Source organism: Glycomyces salinus (assembly GCF_016428645.1).
Classification (GTDB): Bacteria; Actinomycetota; Actinomycetes; order Mycobacteriales; family Micromonosporaceae; genus Glycomyces; species Glycomyces salinus.
On record NZ_JAELXW010000076.1, the window covers coordinates 1 to 16,499 of the forward strand.

Annotated in this window: 12 protein-coding genes; 6 read left to right on the forward strand and 6 right to left on the reverse strand. The window is 71.1% G+C overall.

The window, feature by feature from the left end:
• Positions 1–36 precede the first annotated feature (36 nt).
• Both JFB92_RS18355 and JFB92_RS18360 read right to left on the reverse strand, forming a co-directional pair.
• Positions 37–483 carry a hypothetical protein gene (locus JFB92_RS18355; protein WP_199042226.1) on the reverse strand — a complete coding sequence of 149 codons (447 nt, stop codon included), beginning with the start codon at positions 481–483 and terminating at the stop codon, positions 37–39.
• A 164-nt stretch (positions 484–647) separates the two neighbouring features.
• Positions 648–2,723 carry an FUSC family protein gene (locus tag JFB92_RS18360; protein ID WP_199042228.1) on the reverse strand — a complete coding sequence of 692 codons (2,076 nt, stop codon included), beginning with the start codon at positions 2,721–2,723 and terminating at the stop codon, positions 648–650.
• Between the two features lie 57 nt (positions 2,724–2,780).
• On the opposite strand from JFB92_RS18360, the gene guaA reads away from it, so the two are divergent.
• Both guaA and JFB92_RS18370 read left to right on the forward strand, forming a co-directional pair.
• Positions 2,781–4,325, forward strand: a complete 1,545-nt coding sequence (guaA, locus tag JFB92_RS18365) for a glutamine-hydrolyzing GMP synthase (RefSeq protein ID WP_199042230.1) — start codon at positions 2,781–2,783, stop codon at positions 4,323–4,325.
• 31 nt (positions 4,326–4,356) lie between these two features.
• Entirely contained in the window at positions 4,357–5,280 is a 924-nt protein-coding gene (locus tag JFB92_RS18370; RefSeq protein ID WP_199042232.1) for an NUDIX hydrolase, read from the forward strand.
• A gap of 51 nt (positions 5,281–5,331) precedes the next feature.
• Here JFB92_RS18370 and JFB92_RS18375 read toward each other — a convergent pair whose 3' ends face one another.
• Positions 5,332–7,296, reverse strand: a complete 1,965-nt coding sequence (locus JFB92_RS18375) for an NACHT domain-containing protein (protein ID WP_199042234.1) — start codon at positions 7,294–7,296, stop codon at positions 5,332–5,334.
• Between the two features lie 238 nt (positions 7,297–7,534).
• Positions 7,535–8,785, reverse strand: a complete 1,251-nt coding sequence (locus JFB92_RS18380; RefSeq protein ID WP_199042236.1) for a phosphatidylserine decarboxylase — start codon at positions 8,783–8,785, stop codon at positions 7,535–7,537.
• A 217-nt stretch (positions 8,786–9,002) separates the two neighbouring features.
• Between JFB92_RS18380 and JFB92_RS18385 the strand changes: the two genes are divergently transcribed.
• The 4 genes from JFB92_RS18385 (at position 9,003) to pcrA (ending at position 14,486) form a co-directional block, all read left to right on the forward strand.
• The gene (locus tag JFB92_RS18385; RefSeq protein ID WP_199042238.1) at positions 9,003–10,142 is read left to right on the forward strand and encodes a thioester domain-containing protein; all 1,140 of its coding nucleotides are present in this window, start codon (positions 9,003–9,005) and stop codon (positions 10,140–10,142) included.
• Positions 10,143–10,551: 409 nt separating this feature from the next.
• Entirely contained in the window at positions 10,552–11,682 is a 1,131-nt protein-coding gene (locus JFB92_RS18390; RefSeq protein WP_199042240.1) for a Cys-Gln thioester bond-forming surface protein, read from the forward strand.
• A 242-nt stretch (positions 11,683–11,924) separates the two neighbouring features.
• Positions 11,925–12,194 (forward strand): chorismate mutase, encoded by a 270-nt coding sequence (locus JFB92_RS18395; RefSeq protein WP_199042242.1) that lies wholly within the window; start codon positions 11,925–11,927, stop codon positions 12,192–12,194.
• Between the two features lie 57 nt (positions 12,195–12,251).
• Positions 12,252–14,486: a DNA helicase PcrA gene (pcrA, locus tag JFB92_RS18400; protein ID WP_199042243.1), complete on the forward strand. Its 2,235-nt coding sequence runs from the start codon at positions 12,252–12,254 to the stop codon at positions 14,484–14,486.
• Here pcrA and JFB92_RS18405 read toward each other — a convergent pair whose 3' ends face one another.
• Together JFB92_RS18405 and JFB92_RS18410 are read right to left on the reverse strand one after the other, a co-directional pair.
• The gene (locus JFB92_RS18405) at positions 14,487–15,266 is read right to left on the reverse strand and encodes a M23 family metallopeptidase (RefSeq protein ID WP_199042245.1); all 780 of its coding nucleotides are present in this window, start codon (positions 15,264–15,266) and stop codon (positions 14,487–14,489) included.
• A 48-nt stretch (positions 15,267–15,314) separates the two neighbouring features.
• On the reverse strand, positions 15,315–16,304 hold the full coding sequence (locus JFB92_RS18410; protein WP_199042247.1) for a biliverdin-producing heme oxygenase: 990 nt from the start codon (positions 16,302–16,304) through the stop codon (positions 15,315–15,317).
• Positions 16,305–16,499 lie beyond the last annotated feature (195 nt).

Sequence of the window (16,499 nt, forward strand, 5' to 3'; positions counted from 1 at the left end):
CGGCTCAGGCGCTGTCGCCCGGGCTTTGCCGGTGCGTCAGCCGATCAGGCCGTTGGAGTCGTCGATCTGGGTGACGTCCTTGACGTTGCACTTGGCGGAGTTGCCGAGCACGCCGGTGGCGTAGCCGCCGATGCCGCCCATGGCGTCGACGCAGCGGGCGTCGACGTGGACCAGCGGGGCGCCGTAGGAGGCGACCAGGGCCGACTGCTTGTCGTGGAAGACTGCGTCACCGTAGGAGCTGCCGAAGTCGCCCGAGCTGTTCGAGCCCTCGGAGTCGCCCATGTCGTGCCCGTTGCCCTCGGTCATGCCCCAGGTGACACCGGCCTCGGAGGTCACGGCGTTGAGCACCGCGCCCGCGTCGTCGGTGACCGGAGCGATCGCCTCGGCGGCGTCGGAGAACTCCGCGGCGGCGGCGGGGGTCGCCATCGCGGCCGCGGCAGCGGCGCCGGTCACAATGGACGCGAAGGTGCGTGAAACGTTCATTCCTTTTTGGCCCTTTCCTGTCGGTAAGCCTACTTCGACATATTCAACGAGAAAAGGATCACAAGGATACGGGTATAAGGGACATTCTTCGCTACTCGACCGCACTTCCGGCGGGAAGAAAGAGCCTGTCGACACCGATCCTCGGAAACGGCGCGCCACTCGATTCAGCGCCGGTGCCAGTCGGCCATAAGGTGGCCGGCGTCGTCCAGGGCCTCGATCAGGTTGTCTATCTCCCACCGGAGCACGCTGCGGCGGGCCCGGGTCTCGGCGTCCCCATCGGCCAGCTGCCCGTCGAGCCTCCTGGCCGCCTCCTCCAGATCCACCGGCAGCGGGGGATCCTCGCCCCTGGCCAAGGCCGCCAGACGGCGGTAGGCCGCGTCGACGGCCTGTGAGAAGTCGTCCACCCCCGGCAGGCCCTCGGCCTCCCCGCGCCCCACGCTCGCGTTGATCGCCACCAGCGCCCGCGCCGCCCGCGACAGCGCGGCCTCGGCGCCCACCGCGTCGGCCGACAGCGGGCCGGGACCGGCCACCGGCTCGGCCTTGGCCTGGTCGGCCGCCGTGGCCAGCGCCGCCCGCTTGTCGCGCACTTCGTCGATCACGGCGTGCATGAGCTTCGCGTCGTAGTCGGCCGGGTGCGCCTGCCGGTCCAGGGCCAGCCGCGCGTAGTCGCTGTAGCCGTCGACCAGGTCGGCGACCCGGTCGCGGAGCCTGCGGGTCTGCCAGGTCGGCATCAGCATGTAGAACACGATCGACAGCGACGCGCCCAGCGCGGTCGAGGAGGCCCGGTCGACGGCCGCGCCCAGCGCGTCGTCGCCCGACAGGTCGATCTGGAAGACCGTGAACCCGGCCACGGCGGCGGCGAACACCAGCATCGACACCGGCCGCGACGCGTACGCCAGCAGCGCGAACGCCAGCACCACCAGGCTCAGCGCCATCGCCTGATGCGGAATGACCAGGCTCAGCAGCGAGGCTGCGACCACGCCGCCGAACGTCCCGACCGCCCGGGTCACCCCGCGCGTGAGCGTCCCGGCGAAGTCGGCCTGGAGCACCAGCCACGCCGTCAGCGGGATCCAGTAGCCGTGCCCGAACGGCCAGGCCACGCCGACCGCCGTCGCCAAGGCGATCACCCCGGCGCGCCGCAGCGAGTGGTGCACGACCGGGTCCGACCAGCGCAGCCGCGCCGCCAGCTGCGCGATCGACTCCCGCACCTGGCTGCGCGCGTACCGCAGCGCCGGGTCGGCCACCACCTCGTCGGAGCCGGTGGCGATCCGCGCCGCGTAGCCCTCGGTGTCGTGCAGGACCCGCAGCAAGCCGCTGATCTCGACCGGGATCGTGCCGGTGGAGGTCGCGACCGGGTTCTGCGCCAGCCCCTCGAGCAGTTCGTCCCAGTCGAGGGCGACCGGGCGCTTGGCGGTGATCTCGGCGGCGAAGTGCCGCAGCAGGCGGGCGGCCAGCCGCAGGGCCTCGGACTGGAACTCGACGGTGTCGGAGTCGCGCGCGTTCGCCCTGGCCCTGGCCGAGGCGACCCGTCCGATCGCGGTCGAGATCGCGTACATCTGGGAACGGGCGTCCACGATCGCGCTCGGCAGCGCCCGCCGCCGGTCCAGCTCCCTGGCGGCCTCGGCGAGGGCCTCGGTTCGGAACGGCACGTCGACGTCGTCGGCCAGCGCCTCGGCGTCGTCGGCCAGCGACCGCCATGCCCCGGCCAGGATGCGCCGGTCCTCGGCCCACCGGTAGCGCGGCGGCAGCAGCGCCATGAGCGCCTGCACGGCCCCGCCGCCGCACACCGCGATCGCGGCGGCGAGGGCGTCGGTGTCGGCCACCAGGTGGCTCGCGAGGAAGAACGCCAGGCCCGAGACCGTCAGCGTCACCCCGGTCGCGTTCGAGACCGAGCCGAGGAAGGTCAGCGCCGCCGCGTAGACGGCCGCGGCCGCCACCAGCGGCACCGGGTGATCGATCGCGCCCAGCGCCACCCCGCCGGCCCCGACCAGACCGATCAGCAGCGGCAGGCCAGGTTCGGTGCGGGTCCCGGGCGTGAGCAGCCCGACCCCGCCCAGCCAGGCCCCGATGACCGCGGCCGCGCCCCAGCCGGGGACGTCCAGCGCCTGCACCACGACCATCGCCACGGCGATCCCGCAGGCGGCGCGCACGGCCAGCACCGGGGCGGCCTCCCCGGGCGTCCAGGCGCGCAGGTCGTGGCCGACCCGCCTGAACGACTCCGCGATCCCCGGATTGAGCACACGCACAGGCTAGCCGCGCCTCCCGGTGTGAGCACGGGTACCAAGTACCCTGGTGGCATGCAACAACCGGTGCTGGTGGTCGACTTCGGGGCCCAATACGCGCAGCTGATCGCCCGGCGGGTCCGGGAGGCCCACGTCTACTCCGAGATCGTGGCCTCCACGATGAGCGCCGAGGAGATGCTCGCCAAGGACCCGGCGGCGATCATCCTCTCCGGCGGACCCTCGAGCGTGTACGCCGAGAACGCCCCGCACATCGACGAGGGCGTCTACACTTCCGGGGTGCCGATCCTCGGGATCTGCTACGGCTTCCAGGCCATGGCCGCCTCGCTGGGCGGCACGGTCACCAAGACCGGGCTGTCGGAGTACGGCGGCACCGAGCTCAACGTGAGCGCCGAGTCCAGGCTCCTGGCCGGTCTGCCGGAGAAGCAGTCGGTGTGGATGAGCCACGGCGACTCGGTCACGGCCGCCCCCGCGGGGTTCGAGGTCGTCGCCTCCACCTCGGGCACGCCCGTGGCCGCCTTCGAGAACCTCGAGAAGCGCCTGGCCGGGGTCCAGTACCACCCCGAGGTCGCCCACACCCCGCACGGCCAGGCCGTGATCAGGCACTTCCTGTACGACATCGCGGGCCTCTCGCCGTCGTGGACGAACACGGCGATCATCGACGAGCAGGTCGAGGCCATCCGCGCCCAGGTCGGCGAGAAGCAGGTCCTGTGCGCCCTCTCCGGCGGGGTCGACTCCTCGGTGGCGGCGGCCCTGGTGCACCGCGCCGTCGGCGACCAGCTCACCTGCGTGTTCGTCGACCACGGGTTGCTGCGGGCCGGCGAGGCCGAGCAGGTCGAGAAGGACTACGTGCAGCTGACCGGCATCGACGTGCGTGCCGTGGACGCCTCCGACCAGTTCCTGACCGCGCTGGGGGGCGTGGCGGACCCCGAGGAGAAGCGCAAGATCATCGGCCGGGAGTTCATCCGCACCTTCGAGACCGCCGCCCGCGGCATCGCCGACGAGAAGGACATCGAGTTCCTGGTCCAGGGCACCCTCTACCCGGACGTGGTCGAGTCCGGCGGCGGCACCGGCACCGCGAACATCAAGAGCCACCACAACGTGGGCGGGCTCCCCGAAGACCTCCAGTTCGACCTGGTCGAACCGCTGCGGGCCCTGTTCAAGGACGAGGTCCGCGCGATCGGCCAGGAGCTGGGCCTGCCCGAGGCGATGGTCTGGCGCCACCCCTTCCCGGGGCCGGGCCTGGGCATCCGCATCATCGGCGAGGTCACCCGCGAGCGGCTGGACCTGCTGCGCGCGGCCGACGCGATCGCCCGCGCCGAGCTGACCGCCGCCGGGCTCGACCGCTCGGTCTGGCAGTTCCCGGTGGTCCTGCTGGCGGACGTGCGCTCCGTCGGCGTCCAAGGCGACGGCCGCACCTACGGCCACCCGGTGGTGCTGCGCCCGGTGACCAGCGAGGACGCCATGACCGCCGACTGGTCGCGGCTGCCGTACGAGCTGCTGTCGAAGATCTCCACGCGCATCACCAACGAGGTGCCCGAGATCAACCGGGTGGTGCTGGACGTCACCTCCAAGCCGCCGGGCACGATCGAATGGGAATAGGCATTCCTTGAAGAGGTCGTACAGTTGAGGGATGCAATTCCGGATAGCTGCGTACGGGGAGGTACGTGACGAGAACGGACGGCTCCTGCTCACCCGCCGCGACCGCACGGGCCGCGGACCGGGCCCCTGGCACCTGCCAGGAGGCGTCATCGACCACGGGGAGCCTCCAGCGCGCGCCGCAGGGCGTCTGGTGCGCGAGCACACCGGCTTCGAAGTCGAGGTGGGGGACCCCGCCGCGGCCGTAGCCGTCGCCAGGCGCGGCACGCACACCAACGCCATCATCTACCGGGCCGCCCCCGCCCCGGGCGGGCCGGACCCGGCCTCGGTCGCCGGCGACGAGGCCGTCGAATGGGTCGACCCGGCCGAGGCCGCGGCCGATCCGCACTCGCCGTTCGTGTCGGCCTGCCTCGGGCTGGCCGACGACCGGCTGGCCGGGCGGGTCGACAAGTCGCCCACCGAGTTGCGCCCGACCCCGCCCACCAAGGCCAAGAAGGGGCGCCGCCGCCGCGGACAGCGCTTCGGCGCCTACGGGGTCGTCGCCGACGCGGCCGGGCGGATCCTCCTGGCCCGCATCTCCGACGGCTATCCGGGCGGGGGCACCTGGCACCTGCCCGGGGGCGGGGTCGACTTCGGCGAGGCGCCCGAGGCCGCGGTCTTCCGCGAGATCTACGAGGAGACCGGCCAGGACGCCCGCGTGGGCGAGCTGCTCAACGTCACCTCGTTCCGGCACCGCCGCGCGATCGGGCCCGAAGGCTACCCGCTCGACTGGCACGGGGTCCGCGCGATCTACTCGGCGACCGTCCCCGACCCATCGGCGGCCCAGGTGGTCGAGGCCGCGGGGGGCTCGACCAGCGAGTCCCGCTGGTTCGACGCCGACCGCCTGGCCGACCTGCCGCTGTCGGCGGCGGTCGAGGACGCGCTCCAAGTGGTCGATGTGACCAAGCTCGCCGCCTGAGCGGGTATTGGTCCGTTCGGGGCGCGACTCACGCCGAGGCGGCCGGACCGGTCAGGTGGCCGCATCGGAAGGGCCGATGACTCCGGGCGGCTCCGGTTCTTCGATTCCGCCGCGGGGCTCTCGGGGCACCGGAGCACGGCGGTCGTGCCATCGGGGGATCGAACTGGCGATGCTCGCGTGCCGCCAAGCGTAGGTGCCGCCCGCCTGCAGCCGCAGGATGCCGTGGGTATGGGCTTCCTCCAGGAAGGCCATGGTTCTCCACGGCAGCCGTCCGTCGAGCGCCAGCAGCGCCAGCGCCATGCCGTAGTGGACGAATGCCGCGGCTCCCGCCTTGCCGCCCTGGAGCGCGAGCAGCCACGGCAGACCGTATAGCAGACCACCGGCCAGGCCCGCGGTCACCCCGAACACGATGCCCATCCACGTGTGCTCAGCGATCAGGACACCGACGATCAGGCACGGCGCTCCGTAGGCCAGGGCGAAGACGTACCCCACCCGGAAGTCCCGCTTGAGCAGGCTCTGCGGTGTCGTCGCCCGCGGGAGCGCGTCGGGCGTGGTGAACGCGTAGATGCTGCCGACCGGGATCGCGAACGCCAGCGCGAGCGGCAGGCCGGTCTTCGGGCCGAACGCGACCGAGCAGACCAGGGCCGCCACGGCGTAGACGAACAGGGCGCTCTTCAGCGCCGATTTCCACCGGTCGCGGGAGATCTGCACCATGAGCTCGGACGGCGGGGGCGGATCGTTCTTGTAGGCGAAGTATCCGAGCGCGATGGCGAGGGGCGAACTGAGGACGCCGCCGATCGGGTAGGCCGCGGCCGGGGGTATACCCGTGCGGTCCAGGAGTCCACCGATGCCGAGGCCGACCGAGATCAGAGGCAGAAGCGCGCCCAGGGCACCCGCCGCGATCCTGGTCGGCTTGCGCACCAGCAGCGAGAACTCCCACCAGGCGATCGGTGGTCTCGGTGCGGTCGCGGAGCGGCCGGAGAGGGTCGCGAGCCAGCGCATGGCCTCGGCGCGGCGGAGCTTGCCGACCTTCCGTTCCGAGGTCCCGATCTGCTCTTTGAATCGGGTCGGCGCGAAGTTGAGCAGGATGTTCTCGCGCAGCGAGTCGACATCGCCGAAGGCCAGCAGCGCCCGCGGATCGGACCGGTCCGACTCGACACCGTGCACCTTGGTCACCAGCGACAGAAGCAGCGGGGTGGAGAGCGCGGACGCCAGCGCGGTCCCCGGCCGGACCGAATCGAGCACCGCCGCCCACGGCTCGGCGTCCGGATTGTCGGCGTTCTCGCCGATGTAGCGGATGATGTCCTCGGGCCCGAGTCCGCTGAGCGAGACGACCACCGTGTCGCGTTGGCGAACGACGCCCTGCGCGGCCTGGTGGAACTCGGCTTCGCGGGAGGAGAGGATGAGGCCCGGGAGGTTCACGCCTCCGGTGGCGATCTGACTGAGGACCGATCGTCGCTGGCGGACGGCCTCTTCTTCGCGCCGGCGTTCTCGCTCGGCGTGGTCGTGTGCTTTGCCGTCCCATGCCCGCGGCAACTGCCCGGGGATCTCGTCGAGCGCGTCGAGTATCGGCAGGATCAGCTTCTCTGACACCAAGCGCTTGGGCATGTCCTTGCCGTACTCGGGGGCCTTGAGCCAGGTGTGCTGCTCGGCAAGCTGCGAGGCGAGCCAGTCCTCCAGCGGTTCGTCCGGGTCCCAGTTGCAGAGAGGGACGATCACCGGGACCGGTGCGGGCCCGTCGTCGACCGCGCGACTCCGCCTGAGGAGCGAAAGGAGCATGTAGATCGTGGATGAGGTCTTGCCGGACTCGGGCCTGCCGACAACCATGATCGTTCGCGTCCCGTCCTCGTCGAGGAGGGCGGGGAGATCGGTCAGGGTTCCGCTGCGTTCGCCGACCGTCCCGCTGCGTCCGGGGACGGTGCTCCAGGGGACCTCTATCGGGTGGTTTCGTTTGGGGTCGAATCCGAGCAGGATGGCCTCGGTGGCCCACTGCGCCTCGATGGCCCGGGTGAGCATCTCCGCGGTCCCGGCCGGGCTGGTGTCGGTCGGCGCGGCGGGGGCGGTGTCGACACGGCTCGCCCCTTTCGGAGAGGCAATGACACGCCGACGGGTCGGTGTCCACGTATTGTCTCACGGCCGATCACGTTCTGTGTGGCGGCGGAACGGCGTCAGAGGTAGAGAATGTCCAATCTCATCGGTCCGGTCGACCAGGTCGCATCAGCCGGATCCGGCTCGCCGGACGGGACTAGGACGCTCAGATCCAGCGGGCCAGGATCGTCTCGCCGCCGCGGATCGGCTCGCCGGGCGCGACCTCGGCCTCGGCGGCTCCGGCCGGGAGGTAGACGTCGGTGCGGGAGCCGAACCGGATCAGGCCGAACCGCTCGCCCTTGGCCAGGGCCGCCCCGACCTTCGTGCGGTTGACGATCCGCCTGGCCACCACGCCGGTGCGCTGGGCGATCACGACCCGGCCCCGCGGGGTGTCCAGGACCGTGAAGCAGGCGGCGTTGTGCTCCGACTTGGGGTTCGTGGCGGGCGCGTAGCCGCCCTTCTCGGCGAAGACGTCGGCGACCTCCCCGGCGGCGGGGGCGCGGTTGATGTGCACGTCGGTCACCGACAGGTGCGCCGAGATCCGCAGCCACTCGGACCCGGCCGTGCCGGTGGCCGCGCCGAACCGCTCGTCGAAGACGGTCTCGATCGCCGCGATGCGGCCGTCGGAGGCGGCCGTGACCGCTTCGGGCTCGTCGTCCTCGCCTCGCAGGTCGGCCTCGCGCTGCGGGTCGCGGAAGAACGCCGCCGCCGGGATCGCGGCGGCCGCCGGGATCAGCCAGGCCCTCGACTTCGGACGGACCTTCTTGGTCAGCCAGGCCGCCCCGAACAGCATTCCACCGATGATGATCCCGTTCGAATCCACGTGCAGCGCGGGCGTCACCGGGACCGAGGAGGCGCGCCAGGCCGGGGCCAGCTCCTCGGCGGGCGCGATGCCGCGCGGTCCGGTCGGGCCCTCGGCGGCCGAGCCGATGCGGAGCCGGTGGATGCGCAGGGGCGGGAAGGACCGGACGATCAGCTCGGTGCCGATGCCGTACTCGGCGACCAGTTCGGCGATCTCCTCGCGGGCCGGGGCGGTCAGGGTCGCCCCGAACGACAGCACGCCGCCGGGCAGGACCTTCTTCCGCAGGGTCTCGATGTCGGCGATGAACGCCTCGGCCTCGACGGTGACCGGCGCGGCCAGCATCACCTGCTCGGCCGGTTCGGCGGCGGCCAGGTCCGAGACGACGGTGACGTTCCCGGCCGTCCAGGAGCCCTCGGCCTCCAGGGCCGCCCGCAGGTCCTCGGCGGCCGCCGGCTCGGCGACCACCGTGAGGCCGTCGGAGGGCATGAGCGCCTCCAGCGCCGCGGTCAGGACCGGGTTCCCCCAGGCCGCTCCCACCACCAGGCCGGATTTTGGGCCGCGTCGGCGGCTGAACTCGTCGGTGATGCCGCGGGCGGCGGCTTTCGAGATCGGCATAACCCAGACTATAGAACCTCCCGGCCGTCCCAGCTCGCCCGACGGGCGCAAAGCGAGACCGCCTCATGTGCCCGAAAGGGAATCGATGACCGATTTGTCATCGTACTTTCGGAGCATCCTGCGAATCGTTCGTACCACCGGCCGAGCCGGGGCGCGGCGCCCGGTCGTTCCCCCTTCGTACCAAGAGGATCCCTACCCCACCGGAGGCGGAAGACCAATGACACGACCCTGGAGACTCGCTCCGCTCGCGGCCGGGGCCGCGGCGGTCGCGGTGGCGCTCGTCCCCGCGTCGGCCTCGGCCCAGGACGGCGGCGAGACCGAACCGATCAGCGGCGACGTCGTCGTCGAGGACGGCCTGGAGCTGACCGGCACGCTCGACGAGGAACCGTTCGACGTGTGGGCCAACGTCCTCGGGCTCAAGCCCCACGGCTCTGAGGAGATCCTCCAGGTCTACTGCATCGACATCCGCACCGACATCGACTTCGACTCCCCCTACGCGGAGGGGGAGTGGACCGAGTCGGGAGTGGCGAACCTGGAGAACGTCCGCTGGGTCCTGGCCCACGGGCACCCGAACGCGACCGCCGAAGACCTCCTGGCCGAGTCCGGCGCCGCCGTCCCCGAGGACTGGGACTCGGCCGCGACCGCCCGCGTCGCCTACGCCGGGACGCAGGCCGCCGTCTGGCACTTCACCGACGGCTTCACGGCCGCCGCCGATCCGGTCATCGACGGCACCGAGGCGCAGAACCGGGCCGTCTCGGACGTCTACGAGTACCTGGTCTCGGGCGCCGGGCGCATGCCCGACCCGTCCGAGTACTTCGTGGAACTCGGGGGCCTCGACGAGGCCGAGTACGAGGACGGGCGCTTCGGCCCCTACACCGTCCGCTCCAACGCGGGCCCGGTCGAGCTGTCCGCCGAGGGCGGGAGCCTGGTCGACGAGAACGGCGACGAGGTCACCGTCCGCGACGACGGCGAGCAGTTCCACATCGTCCTCGACGAGGACAGCGAGGGCATCACCATCACCGGCAAGGCCGCCTACGACCTGCCGATCGGCCGGGTCTTCCTGGCCACCACCGAGGAGTCGCTGAGCGAGCGGGCGACCAACCCGGTCAGCTCCGGTGAGTCCCAGAAGCTCATCCTCGCCCAGCCGCGCGAGTCCGAAGTCCCCGCCGAGTGGCGGTTCGCGCTCGACCTGCCCGAGAGCGGTGAGGAAGAGGAGCCCGAAGCCCAGCCGCAGCTGCCGGTGACCGGCTCGAACCTCACCCTCGCCTTCGCCGCCGGGTTCGCGCTCCTGATCGGCGGGCTCACCGCGGCCGTCGTGGCGCGCCGCCGCCCGTCAGCCGAACAGACCTTGCGATAGCAGGCGGACGCGAGGCGCATCAGCCGCCCCGCGTCCGCTGCCGCCGGAGAGTCCGGGCCGCGTCGATCCGGATCCGGGGCAGGTCCACTGGGCCAGGTGCTCTCCGGCGGCTCAACAACTCGATTGGAACGCATGGTGCTGCCGGGGCCGCGAAAGCGGCCCCGGCATATTTCGTCACTCGGGCGTCCATTCGCCACGGCCGCAGCCGGTCCGACAGTTTCGATACCGAATCGTTATAGTGTCGTGGTTCCCCGGTTTCCCCCGCCGGGCTGCGCCGCTCGCCCGAAACCCCAGCTAGGCGCCGCCCGCCCGGCCGGGCGGCAAGGGATGCAACCTTCGGGCGGCTACTAACGTGTCGTAGGCAGAATCAACGCGTCAATCCCTCGGAAAACAAAAGGGACTTCAACAGATGATGAGAAAAGCCCTGAAAGGGTCGCTGGCCGCCGCCGCGGGAATCGCGATCGGACTCGGAGCCGGCGGAACCGCTATGGCCCAGGACGACGAGATCCCCCCGGCAACCGGGCAGGTCGACTCCGAGCCCGGGATCCAATTCAACGAGATTCCCGAAGGCCACAGCCAGTTCGTCACCGCCCAGATGCTGAGTCTGAGCATCAACGGCGGCGACGACCGGACCGTCTACTGCATCCAGATCGACGTGGGCCTCGAGGGCCAACTAGACCACCAGGAGCGAGCCTGGGGCGACATCGACGTCGAGGACCTCCCTCTCGTCCTGGGCGTCCTGGTCAACGGCTACGACGGCTCCAACGCTGGGCACCTGATCGACGCCTCCGGCGCCGGTGACCACACCGAGGACCCGTACGGCGAGTTCAACGCCGACCAGGTGGCCTACGCCGCCACCCAGGCCGCGATCTGGTCGCTGACCGACGGGTACGACATCGGCGAGGGCGACGTCTCGGTCGGCAACGAGGCGGTCGACACGTCCATCACGCTGATCCGCGACTACCTGCTCGACAACTCCGAGCCGATCGACGAGCCCCCCATGGTTCCCGAGGTCGAGGTCGACAACTCCGAGGCCGAACTCGACGGCTCTGTCGTCGGCCCCTTCACCATCAACACCAACTACGGCTCGATCGCCTTCCAGCAGCCCGAGGGCGCGACCGTCGTCGACGAGGACGGCGAGGAGGTCGGTGAGTTCACCGACGGCCAGCAGGTCTGGATCGACTTCGGCGACAACGAGCCGTCCGACCTGACGATCAACACCGAGTCGGTCACCATCGTCACCCCCGCCGGCCGCGTCTTCGTCCCGGTCGACGCCGACTCCAGCGAAGTCGCCGGACAGAACCTCATCCTCGCCGAGGAGCACTCCGAGGAGGTCAGCGTCGAGGCTCCCTTCGAACTGACCCTCGAGGACGTCCCCTCCGAGGAGACCCCGGCCCAGCCGCAGCTGCCGGAGACCGGTTCCGACCTGGCCCTCATCGGGGGCATCGGCGGAGCGGTCCTGGTCGCGGGCGTGCTCGCGATGGTGATGATGCGCCGTCGCCGCGCCTCGGCCGGTGGCGACTGGGGCGACGCGGCCTAGCGGCCCGACCCCGGACAGCTGAGACAATCCCCACACGCCCGCTGACTTCGTCGGCGGGCGTGTGGCATACTTGCGGCGTGACTCAGAACGCGCGATTTTACTTTTACTACGGCACGGTCCGTCCGAGCCGTAGGTCGCGCTGACTGCGAAACCTACTGCCCCGGGCGAAGCGCCCGGGGTTTTCTCTCGCTCAGGGCCCGAACCCGGACCAATGTTCCTGACATGCTGAAGGAGTAGCCCTGATGTCCGCGACCACCGCCGAGCCGACCAGTACCGACGAGCTGTCGCAGCTGCGCGGCCGGATCGACGAACTCGACGCCGAGATCATCCGCCTGTGGCGCGAGCGCGCCCAGACCTCCAAGCGCATCGGCGAGATCCGCATGGCCAACGGCGGCACCCGCCTGGTGCTCGACCGCGAGCGCGCCATCCTCGACAAGTACCGAGACGCCCTCGGCGAGGACGGCACCCAGATCGCGATGCTAGTACTGCGATCGGGCCGCGGTCCCCTTTAGCGACCAGCGTGCCGCGCCGGGCGAGTGTCGTACCCGGCGCGGCATAATTGGCCTTCTATGAACGACGCTTCCGAAGCCCTCGTGGCCGGCCTCAACGAATCGCAACGACAAGCCGTCGAGCACGCCGGAGCGCCGCTGCTCATCGTCGCCGGCGCGGGCTCGGGGAAGACCCGCGTCCTCACCCACCGCATCGCCTACCTGCTGGCCGAGCGCGACGTCCACCCCGGCCAGATCCTGGCGATCACCTTCACCAACAAGGCCGCCGCCGAGATGCGCGAGCGCGTCGCCGGTCTCGTCGGCGCCCGCTCCCGGGCCATGTGGGTCATGACCTTCCACTCCGCGTGCCTGCGCATCCTGCGCCGCGAGGCCCACCGGCTCGGCTGGAAGTCGAGCTTCTCCATCTACGACGCCGACGACGCCCGCCGCCTGCTCACCCAGATCGTCAAGGAACTGGGCCTGGACTCCAAGAAGCAGTCCCCGCGCTGGCTGGCCGCCGAGATCTCCCGGCTCAAGAACGAGCTGATCGGGCCCGCCCGGGCCGCAGGCGAAGCCGAGGACGCCAAGGCCCGCCTGGTGGCCGACATCTACGCCCAGTACGACGAGCGGCTCCGCCTGGCCGGCGCGGTCGACTTCGACGACATCATCGGCGCCACCGTCGGCCTGTTCCGCGACTTCCCCGAGGTCGCCGCCTCGTACCGGATGCGCTTCCGCCACGTCATGGTCGACGAGTACCAGGACACCAACCACGCCCAGTACGCGCTCGTCCGCGAACTGGTCGGCACCGGCGACGAGGCCGCGGAGCTGTGCGTGGTCGGCGACGCCGACCAGTCCATCTACGCCTTCCGCGGCGCCACCATCCGCAACATCATCGAGTTCGAGCGCGACTACCCCGAGGCCGAGACCATCCTGCTGGAGCAGAACTACCGCTCCACCCAGAACATCCTCGACGCGGCCAACCACGTCATCCAGAACAACACCGCCCGCGGCCGGGAGAAGAAGCTGTTCTCCGACCTCGGCGACGGGCCCACGATCCTCGGCCACACCGGCGACAACGAGCACGACGAGGCCGCCTGGGTCGCCTCCCGCGTCGACGAGCTGGTCGACGCCGGGCAGACCTCCTTCGGCGACGTCGCCGTCTTCTACCGCACCAACGCCCAGTCCCGCGCCTTCGAAGAGGTCTTCGTGCGCCGCGGCATCCCCTACAAGGTCGTCGGCGGCGTCCGCTTCTACGAGCGCAAAGAAGTCCGCGACCTCCTGGCCTACCTCAAACTCACGGTCAACGCCGACGACACCGTCTCGGCCCAGCGCGTGGTCAACGTCCCCAAGCGGGGCGTCGGCGACCGCGCCGTCGCCGAGATCGAGGCCCTCGCGGCCCGCCACCGCATCTCGTTCCCGGCCGCGCTGCGCCGCGTCGACGAGGCCCCCGGCGTCTCGGGCCGGGCCCGCGGCGGCATCAAGCAGTTCTGCGAGATCCTCGACGCGGCCACCGCCCTGGCCGAGACCGCCCCGCCCGAGGAGGTCCTCGACAAGCTCATCGCCGACACCGGCTACCTGGAGGGCCTGGAGAAGTCGACGGACCCGCGCGACGAGGGCCGCATCGAGAACCTCCAAGAGCTCGTCGCCGTGGCCCACGAGTTCACCGAGCAGACGGCCCGCGAGGACGCCGCCGACGACCTGGCCCCCGACGTGGCCTCCTTCCTCGAGCACGTCGCCCTGGTCTCCGACGCCGACTCCGTGCCCGACCCCGAGGCCGAGGACGGGGGAGTGGTCACGCTGATGACCCTCCACACCGCCAAGGGCCTGGAGTTCGACACGGTGTTCCTGACCGGCATGGACGACGGCCTGTTCCCGCACGAGCGGTCCATGTCCAAACCCGACGACATGGAGGAGGAGCGCCGCCTGGCCTACGTGGGCCTGACCCGCGCCCGCAAGCACCTCCACCTGACCCGCGCCGGGACGCGCAACGTCTTCGGCCAGCCGGAGTTCTACGCCGCCAGCCGCTTCCTGTCCGAGATCCCCTCGGGCCTGGTCGAATGGAGCCAGTCGGCGCCGCCGCCGCAGCGCGTGGTGAAGCGGGGCGGGACGCCGTCCTTCGGGCAGCCGATCGCGATCCGCGACCCCGGCGACGTGCCGTCCCTCGAAGTCGGCGACCGCGTCAACCACGACAAGTGGGGCTTGGGCCGGGTCGTCGAACTCAAGGGCTCGGGCCCGCGCGCGCAGGCCCGCATCGACTTCGGCGACGGCGACCCCAAATGGGTGATCCTGCGGCTGGCCCCGGTCTCGAAGATCTGACTACCCCAGCGGCAGCCCGGCCGACTCCAGGTAGCCCAGCGGCTCGACCGGCTCGCCGTCCACATGCACCTCGAAGTGCAGGTGGGAGCCGAAGGAGTGGCCGGTGTTCCCGGCGTCGGAGATGTGCTGGCCGGCCTCGACCCGTTCGCCCTCGGCGACGACGATCCGGGAGTTGTGCGCGTAGTAGGTCTCGATCCCGTCGCCGTGGTCGATGACCACCAGGTACCCGAAGCCGGACTCCCATCCGGCGCGCGTGACCGTGCCCGAATAGGCCGCGTAGATCGGGGTGCCCTCGGCCGCCGCGAAGTCGACGCCGTTGTGGTTTCGGCCCCAGCGCCGGCCGAACAGCGAGGTGATCGAGATCTCGTCGAGCATCGCCGTCCACTTGATCTCGGCGTCCCGCACCGAGACCGTCGTGGCCGGTTCGGACTCGGCCCGGTCCGGGGACGGGGACGACTCGGCCGAGGGCTCGCCGGTACCGGCCCCGGCCGGTTCCCGTTCCCCGGCGGCGCTAACGGCCCCTTCCTCGGGGACACTGGACTGCTCGGCCAGGGCGGCGATCTCGGCCACGGCCCCCGAGGTGGTCGACTCGGGATCGTCCGACGGCAGACCGGCCGCGGCGGCCAGTGCGACGGCGGAGGCCCCGGCCACGGCCGAGCCCACAACGGCGGTGTAGCGCCGCTGCGTGTCCTGGAACAGCGGAGAGAGCTCGGCGGCCCACGAGGCCCGGTGCTGGCCTCGTACGCGGTGCGGCCGCGCGGCGTGACGTCGAATACTCATGACAACCGGCTCAATGTAGCGCCGCCCGGGAGCCGGTCGCGAGATTGCTCACTGTCCGGCGTGTCGCAGCAGTCTCTGGGACTCGGTGAACAGCCGCACCACCTCCGGGCGGACCTCGGCGCGCTCGGAGAGCCTGCGCGCCCAGGGGATCCGCACCGGTTCGTCGCGGCCGCCGGCGGTCACGGCGTAGTCGCCGCCGTCGCCGTCCAGGCCGGTCATGCGGGCCGCGGTCGCCTCCGGGCGTCCGCCCGCGCCGCGGCAGATGACGAGCGTGTCGTCCGGGTGGTCCTCGTTCATGTGGCGGCAGATCGCCGCCACCGACTTCGGGCCGAACGGATTCGAGCCGTCGTCGAGCCCGTCGGCCAGTTCGGACAGCACGGCCCCGTTGTGGTCGTAGGCGACCAGGACCTCGTCGATCAGTCGCCGCCGCTCGGACTCGTCCAGTTCGAGCGCGTCCAGCCGGGAGCGGTAGGCGTCCTTGAACCCCTTCGGGTCCCGGATCGAGCCGAACTCGTAGAAGCCCGCCCCGGGCCCGTCGAAGCCGAAGGACTTCCTGGCCGCCTTGCCGAACGCCTGCCCGCCGGACAGGTCCCCGAGATAGCGGGTGTAGGAGTGGGCGATGTAGCCGCCGGGCCAGGAGGTCGCGACCTCTGACACGCGCTCGACGTAGCGCCGCGTCGACGGCAGCGGGTCGATCACGGTCCGCCAGCCCGGTCCGATGAGGAATTCGAGATCGGCGGCGATGGCGTCCAGTCGCAGCAGTTCGTCGAACACGAACGGACCGGCCACCGGATCCTCGCGCCACCGCTCCCCGGCGGCCTCGATCGCCTCGTACACGAAGTACTGCTGAGCGTGCCAGCGGGTGTAGTCGCTCAGTGTCAGAGTGCGGTCGAAGAGTCTGTCGAACACGCCCGGTCGCCGCGGCGCGTCGTCGGCGGTGGGGTCGAGCGACTGGTGGCGGGACCAGCTCGCCTCGCGGATCCGGGTCGAGAACGTCGGCGCCGCAGTGTCTTCGGTGGTCGTGGTGTCGGCAGGCATACGGTTCCCATCGTCTCGGGCGGCGATCTGAAAATCAGTAAGGCAAGCCTAACCTACTCAAGTCGAGGTGGCTACGGATTCTCACCCCCGGTCACCGCCGGACCCGTGAGCGGCACTCGAATCCGGATGCGGAAGAATGGTCCGCGTCGCACTCACCCGTACGGCTGAACCAGAAATAGCCTGAGAGTCACGTTC